This window comes from Nocardia exalbida NBRC 100660 (assembly GCF_000308575.1).
In the GTDB taxonomy this organism is placed as follows: domain Bacteria; phylum Actinomycetota; class Actinomycetes; order Mycobacteriales; family Mycobacteriaceae; genus Nocardia; species Nocardia exalbida.
Genome location: NZ_BAFZ01000112.1, coordinates 1 through 7421 on the forward strand (window position 1 = coordinate 1; position 7421 = coordinate 7421).

At 69.2% G+C, this 7421-nt stretch carries 2 protein-coding genes; both read right to left on the reverse strand.

Translation table 11 applies throughout. The features are described from left to right. The coding region (locus ON29_RS25385; RefSeq protein WP_040870171.1) for a non-ribosomal peptide synthetase at nt 1-6034 on the reverse strand (6034 nt) is incomplete at its 3' end. A gap of 282 nt (nt 6035-6316) precedes the next feature. Next, nucleotides 6317-7421: thioesterase domain-containing protein (locus tag ON29_RS25390; protein WP_040870172.1), on the reverse strand; the 1105-nt coding region annotated here is incomplete at its 5' end.

The following is a 7421-nucleotide window of genomic DNA, read 5'->3' on the forward strand; positions in this document are numbered from 1 at the left end:
AATCCGCCTCACGCTGACGGACGAGGACATCCGCGAACGACTCACCACCATCAATCCGCGACCGGAACACCACAGTATTGACAAACATCCCGATCAAATCATCGAGCTCACGCTCACCACGACCCGCCACCGGCGTTCCGATGGCGATATCACCCGAACCCGACAGCCGAGCCAACAACACCGCAAACGCCGTATGCACCACCATGAACAACGTCGCACCATGCGCACGGGCGAGTTCGATCAACCCCGCATGCGTCGCCGCATCCACCTCCACAGGCACCCGAGCGCCCGCCAACGACGCCACCGCCGGACGCGGCCGATCAATCGGCAACTCCAGCAAATCCGGCACACCAGCCAACTCCGCACGCCAGAACGCGATCTGCCGAGCCGCGATCGACCCCGGATCCGACTCATCCCCCAGCACAGCACGCTGCCACAACGCGTAATCCACATACTGCACCCGCAACGGCAACCACCCCGGCGACTCACCAGCCACCCGCGCCGAATACGCCACCATCACATCCCGCACCAACGGACCCATCGACGACGCATCCGCCGCGATATGATGCACCACCACCGCGAGCACATGCTCCTGCGGCGCATCCGCGATCCGCAGTAGCCGCACTCGGACGGGCACTTCATCGGTCACATCGAAGGGTGCCGCCGCGAGCGTGTACACCTCGTGCTCGACCTCGGCCGCCCCGATCGGATGGACGGCCACATCCAACGCCACCTGTCCCGCCGCCAGCACCACCTGCACCGGACCCTCCGGGGTCTCCGGATACACCGTGCGCAGCACCTCATGCCTGCCCACCACGTCGTGCAGCGCCGCACCCAGCGCCACCACATCCAACGCACCGGTCAGCCGCAGCGCGAACGGCAAGTTGTAAGCCGCCGAACCGATCCGCTCCCCAGCATCATCGGACTGATCGAACCGATTGAGAAACCACATCCGCCGCTGCGCCAACGACAACGGCAACTTCTCCGGCCGAGCGATACTCCCCAACTCCACCCGGCGCTCACCATCGGACTCCGACTCCAGCGCCGCCGCCAACGCCGACACCGTCGGCGCCTCGAACAAAGTCCGAACCGGCACCCGCGCATCCACCGCCGCACCCAAACGAGCCACCACCTGCGTGGCAACCAGCGAATTACCGCCCAGCGCGAAGAAATCATCATCCGCGCCCACCCGGCCCACACCGAGCACCTCACCGAACACCCCGGCCACGATCTCCTCCACCGCCGTCGCGGGCGCACGGAATTCCCGCGCGGTGAAGGTCGGCTCGGGTAGTGCCTTGCGGTCGAGCTTGCCGCTGGGATTCAACGGCAGCGCCTCCAGCACGACGACCGCCGCCGGAACCATGTAGGCGGGCAGCGTCGCACCGATCGCCGCCAGCAATTGGTCCTGCTCGATCGATTGCCCCGGCGCGGGGACCACATAGGCGACGAGCTGATCACCCAGCGACGAGGCCACGACGAGGGCCACGGCCTGGCTCACCGACGGCTGGGCCAGCAGCGCCGTCTCGATCTCACCCAGCTCGATCCGCTGACCGCGGAACTTCACCTGGAAATCGGTCCGGCCGAGATAGTCGAGCCGGTGCGGCAGCACGTCGGTCGGGGCGCGCCAGACCACCAGGTCACCGGTGCGATACATCCGCGCGCCGTTGCCGAACGGGTCGGCGACGAACCGGTCGGCGGTGAGATCGGGGCGCCGCACATAGCCGCGGGCCAATTGGTCACCGGCGAGATACAGCTCGCCCGGAACACCGGTCGGCACCGGTTGCAGACGCGAATCCAGCACGTACACCTGGGTGTTCCACTGCGGGACGCCGATCGGCACGGACCGCTCGTCCACGGCGGTCGCGGGCCAGTAGGTCACCGAGACCGCCGCCTCGGTGGGGCCGTAGAGGTTGTGCACGGCGGCGTCGGTCACGGCACGCACCGCGGCGACGGTCTCCGGCGGCAGCGCCTCGCCGATCACGAAGATGTCGCGCAAGGTGGGGCACGAGCCGGGGGCGGTGTGCGCGGCGAAGACCGCCAGCATGGACGGCACGAAGTCGGTCACCGTCACGCCTTGGGAGGCAATGGTTTCCGCGACGTACGCGGGGTCACGGTGGCCGTCGTGTGTGGCGACGACGAGCTTCGCGCCCACGCGCAGCGGCATGAAGTAGCCCCACAGCGAGACGTCGAACGTCGTCGCCGTCTTCTGCAGGTACACGTCATCGGCGTCGAGCGGATACGCCGCAAGCATCCAGCTGATCTGGTTCTGGATGGCGAAGTGCGAAACCGCCACGCCCTTGGGGCGGCCGGTCGACCCCGATGTGAAGATCACGTAGGCCGGATGGTGCGGCAACACGGGGCGTACCAGTTCGTCGGCACGCACCGGGGCGTCGTCGAATCGATTCGGGTCCAGAGCGTCCAGCAGCAGCACCGCGGTGCCCTCGGGCAAGTCGACCGCGTCGGTGGAGGTCGTGAGCACACAGACCGGCTGCGCCGTTTCGAGGATGTGGGCGATGCGTTCGGCCGGATGATCCGGATCCAACGGCACATAAGCCCCACCCGCCGCCACGATCGCATACATCCCCACCACGAGATCCAACGAACGCCGAACCGCCAACCCCACCAACGACTCCGCACCCACACCCTGCGAAATCAACAACCGCGCCAAACGATTCACCCGCGCATCGAACCCACGATACGAAAGCTCGACACCCTCGTACACGAGAGCGACCTCGTCCGCGTACGCCTCCGCCGCACGCCGGTAGCCGTCGAGCAGCAACTCGGCGGGAACCGGATACCGGGTGTCGTTCCACTCGTGCAGGATGCGTTCGCGCTCCACGGGAGCGAGCAGATCGATCGCGCCGACCGGCCGATCCGGCTCGGCGACGGCGATGGCCAGCAGCCGATCCAGCCGCCAGGCGAACTCGGCGATCGTCCGCTCGTCGAACAGGTCGGTAGCGTAGGTGAACCCCGCGGTGAAGCCCGCGGCTTCCCCCTCGGTGTCGGGCACCACGGTCAATTGCAGGTCGAATTTCGCGACCGCGCCGTCGAACTCGAGTACCCGAGCGGACAGTCCGGGCAGCTCTATCTCGGGCCTGCTCATGTTCTGGTAGAACAGCGCCACCTGGAACAGCGGGTGGTGCGCCTGCGACCGCACCGGATCGAGTACCTCGACCAAACGCTCGAACGGCAGTTCGGCGTGCGAGAACGCGCCGAGATCCGTTTCCTTCGTCCGGGCGAGCAGCGCACGGAACGACGCGCCGAGGTCGATCCGGGTGCGCAGCACCAGCGTGTTGACGAACATGCCGATCAGCGCGTCGAGTTCCCGTTCACCACGCCCCGCCACGGGCGTGCCGACGGTGACGTCATCGGTGCCGGTGAGCCGGGCGAGCAGCACCGCGAGCGCGCTGTGCACCACCATGAACTCCGAGACGCCCGCGCTGTGCGCCAGTTCGGCGATACCTCGGTGCACCGCGGCGTCCACGGCGAAGGTGTACTCCGCGCCCCGGCCGGAGGCGACGGACGGGCGCGGCCGATCCGAGGGTAGGTCGATCCGGTCAGGGATGCCCGCCAAGGCGCGACGCCAGTAGGCGATCTGAGCCGCGGCCACCGAATCGGGGTCGTTCTCGTCACCGAGCGTCGCGCGCTGCCACAGCGTGTAGTCCGCGTACTGCACCGGCAGCGGTCTCCAAGACGGCCTCGCCCTGTTGCGCCGGGAGAGGAACGCGCTGAGCAGATCCCGCAGGAACGGCGCGACCGAAGCACCGTCGGCGGCGATGTGATGCACCACCACGACGACCACATGATCGTCGGGCCCGATCTCGGCCAGCGCGACGCGCAGCGGCACCTCCGCCGCGACATCGAAACCGGTCGAGACGAATTCGCGCAGCCAGGCCGTCAGCTCGTGCTCGGCGACGGGCTTCGGCGCGAGGTCGGGAACAGCTTGCGCGGCGGGCAGCACGACCTGGTAACCGGTACCGTCCACCGCCGGATACACCGTCCGCAACGTCTCATGACGCTCGACCACATCCGCGACCGCCGCCTGCAACGCCGCCACATCCAACACACCCGACAACCGCACCGCGAACGGAATATTATTCGCCGCCGAACCCGTATCGAACTGATTCAAAAACCACATCCGCCGCTGCGCCAACGACAACGGCACCCGCTCCGGACGCTCCACCGCCACCAACGCGCGCCGGTCCCCCGCACCCTTCAACGGCTCCAGCCGCGCCGCCAGCGCAGCCACGGTGGGACTCTCGAAGATCAGCCGTGCGGGCACCCTGGCCGCGATGGCGGCGCCCAGCCGAGCCGCGACCTGCGTCGCGATCAGCGAATTGCCGCCCAGCTCGAAGAAATCGTCGTCCGCGCCGACCGGCGCGCCAGGCCCGAGCACTTCGGCGAACACCTCGCCGACCAGCTCTTCCAGCGGGCCGACCGGGGCGCGGAACACCTTGGTCCGCAGCCGCGGTGTGGGCAGCGCGTCGCGGTCCAGCTTGCCCACCGGGGTCAGCGGGATCTCGTCCAGCACCATGACCACCGTCGGCACCATGTGCGCGGGCAGGCTCTGCTGCGCGAAGGCGGCCAGTTCCGCCGCGTCGGCGGCCATCCCGGGCACGGCGTGCACATAGGCGACGAGAATGGTGACGCCACTGTCCAGATGGTGCCCCACGGTGACCGCGAAGTCGACCGTCTCGTGCGCGGCCAGCACCGCGTCGATCTCGCCCAGCTCGATACGGAAACCGCGAATCTTCACCTGGAAGTCGTTGCGACCCAGGTATTCCAACTCGCCCTCCGGCGTCCAGCGCACCAGGTCACCGGTGCGATAGAGGCGGGAGCCGTGCACATCGAAGGGGTTCGCCACGAAGCGGGACGCGGTCAGCCCGGGGCGCTCGTGGTAGCCGCGGGCCAGTTGCGCACCGGTGATGTACAGCTCGCCGACCGCACCGCTCGACACGGGCACCAGCCGCTCGTCCAGCACGTATTCCGTGACGGCCCGGATCGGCGCGCCGATGGTCACCGGTTCCCCGGGCACCAGCGGCGCGCTGATGTTCGTCATGATCGTGGTCTCGGTCGGGCCGTAGCCGTTGAAGAACTCGCGGGTCCGCCCACCCGACACCGGTAGCACCCAGCGCCGCACCAGCTCCGGTGGGCACGCCTCGCCACCGGCCACCACCACGCGCAGCTCGTCCAACCCGGCCGGATCCACCGACGCGAGCGCGGCGGGCGTCACGAACGCGTGCGTGACCGCCTCCCTGCGCACCAGGGACGCGAATTCCTCGCCGCCGAACACCGTGGGCGACGCGACGACCATGGTGGCCGCGCCACCGAGCGCCAGTAGCAACTCCAGTACCGACGCGTCGAACGACGGCGACGCGAAATGCAACGTCCGCGACGCACTCGTCACCCGATATCGATCACGCTGCTCGGCGCAGAGGCTCGCCAAACCCGCCTGGGTGACCACCACGCCCTTGGGCTTGCCGGTGGAGCCGGAGGTGTAGATGACGTAGGCGGGATGCTCCCCGCGCAGCGGGCGCACCCGATCGGTGTAGGTCACCGGATCGGCCGGGAACTCCTCGAGCCGCCGCGCGCACTCGGCGGTGTCGATCGACAGCCACTCGACCCGGTCCGGCAGCTCGGCGCGGACCTCCTGGACGGTCAGCCCGAAGACCGCGCCGGAGTCCTTCACCATGTGCTCGACACGATCGGCCGGATAGTTCGGATCCACCGGCACGAAACCCGCACCGGTCTTGGCCACCGCCCACACCGCGACCACCGACTCCACCGAACGCGGAACACCAACAGCGACCAGATCCTCCGGACCCACCCCCCGATCGATGAGCAACCGCGCCAACCGCGTAGACCGTTCGTCCAGCTCGGCATAACTCAGCTGGGCGAAGGTGCTGGTCGCGTCGGCGAACACCACGGCCGCGCCGCTCGGGTTCGCCTCGACGGCCGTGGCCATCAACTGGGGCAGGGTGGTGACGCGGGGGCGGCGGGTCCGGGTCGGGCGCACGCGCGCCGGGCGGGTCATCGGCGCACCGCTTCCGCAGTTTCGTCACACCGCTGCCCGACCGCCCGAACCATCGTGCTGCCTCACCCTGTCTATCGTCGCCACACGCACGTCACCATGCTCCCCGCGCTGTGATCATCGAGCGCGCGCATGCCGATCGTTACCGAACCGTCGGCGCACGCCGAGCGCGACCGGCCACGACCCGTGGGGTTCCGGGCCGCGGGAACGGACGCGTATGACGAGTGCCGGGGACGATTATTCCCTGCCGACGCCGGATTCGGGTCGCGGCGTCGGCGGGGACGATCAACGGCGGCCGTCGAGCAGAGCGGCCAGCTGCGGACCGATCACCGCCAGCGCCTCCGGCGCGGCCATCCGAGCATGGGTGACCTCGACCGGCCGGTCCACGACCATGCCTTGGACATACGGCCACCAGTCCGCCGCGGCGGCGCGCAACTCGTCGGTGGGATCGGCGACGGCCGCGCTGAAGTACTGCACGGTGCCGCGGAAGACGCCGGGCCGGTGCTCGGCGATCAGCTCCGCCGAGCGGACCGCGCTGCGATAGATCCGGCGCAGCCGTTCCGGCGTCACCGCCACCAGATCCGCCGGGATCATGGCGTGCAGCGCGGCCAACGACTCGTCGTCGAGTTCGTAGACATCCTCGCCCTCGGCAGCCGCCGTACCGAGGCCGAGTTCGGCCAGGGCGCCGCGCACCGCGGCGCGGAAACCGACGACGTCCGGATTCGGATGGCTGTCCATCATGGCCAGCAGCTCCACCTGCTCGCCCGCCTCCTGCAACGCGGTGGCGATGGCATGGGCCAGCACACCGCCGAGCGACCAGCCGAGCAACCGGTACGGGCCCTGCGGTTGCACCGCCTTGATCTCCGACAGGTAGCGCTCGGCCAACTGCGCGAGCGAACCGGGCAGTTCGCCATCTTCCGACAGTGCGGGCGATTGCAGGCCGAAGATCGGCTGCTCGGCGGGCAGGAACTGGGCCAGGCCCGCATACGACCAGGCCAAGCCGTACATCGGGTGCAGGCAGAACAGCGGGGTCGCCGATCCGCTCGCACGGATCGGCAGCAGCACGTCCAGCGCGGCGGTGGCGTCGGCGTCACCGGCGTCGATGCGGGCGGCCAAGCCCGCCACCGTGGCGTCGGTGAAGAACCACTGCACGCGCACCGTCGCTCCGGTCGCGTCCCGCAGCCGCCCGACCACCTGTGCCGCGAGCAGCGAGTTGCCGCCGAGGCCGAAGAAGTCGTCATCCAGGCCGACCCGCTCGGCGCCGAGCAGTTCGGCGAACGCGCCTGCCACCGCTTGCTCGGTGACCGTCTGCGGCGCCCGGTAGGCGACGGTGCTGTTGACCTCCGGGGCGGGCAGCGCGCGGCGGTCGAGTTTCCCGTTCGGGGTCAAC